Here is an 834-nt window from a genome sequence, read left to right as displayed (position 1 = left end):
TTTATCATGTACGTCATGAAGAAGTAGCAAGCTTAGCGGCTGCTGGTTACACAAAATTAACTGGTAAAATCGGTGTGGCATTAAGTATCGGTGGCCCTGGTTTAATTCATTTATTAAATGGTATGTACGATGCCAAAATGGATAATGTACCGCAATTAATATTATCTGGACAAACGAATAGTACAGCACTTGGAACGAAAGCATTTCAAGAAACAAATTTACAAAAATTATGTGAAGATGTAGCCGTTTATAATCACCAAATTGAAAAAGGTGACAATGTGTTTGAAATCGTTAACGAAGCAATTCGTACGGCATATGAACAAAAAGGTGTCGCTGTTGTTATTTGTCCTAACGACTTATTAACTGAAAAAATTAAAGATACAACGAATAAACCAGTAGATACATCAAGACCAACAGTTGTATCACCAAAATATAAAGACATCAAAAAAGCGGTTAAACTAATTAATAAAAGTAAAAAGCCTGTCATGTTAATTGGTGTAGGTGCAAAACATGCGAAAGATGAGCTACGTGAATTTATTGAAATGGCTAAAATTCCTGTCATTCATTCATTACCAGCTAAAACAATCTTGCCGGATGATCATCCATATAGTATCGGTAACTTAGGTAAAATTGGTACCAAAACATCTTATCAAACAATGCAGGAAGCGGATTTATTAATTATGGTTGGTACAAACTATCCATATGTGGATTACTTACCTAAGAAAAATATTAAAGCAATCCAAATCGACACAAATCCTAAAAATATCGGACATCGTTTTAATATTAATGTAGGAATTGTTGGAGACAGTAAAATTGCATTGCATCAGTTAACTG

At 33.3% G+C, this 834-nt stretch carries 1 protein-coding gene; it reads left to right on the top strand.

The genetic code is table 11. The features are described from left to right. On the top strand, window positions 1-834 hold an 834-nt coding region (locus tag IDG60_RS27760; RefSeq protein ID WP_274611448.1), incomplete at both ends, for a thiamine pyrophosphate-binding protein.

Source organism: Staphylococcus sp. EG-SA-2 (assembly GCF_017152085.1).
The sequence above is the reverse complement of the archived record's forward strand: the minus strand, read 5'-3'. Positions and strand labels throughout refer to the sequence as shown.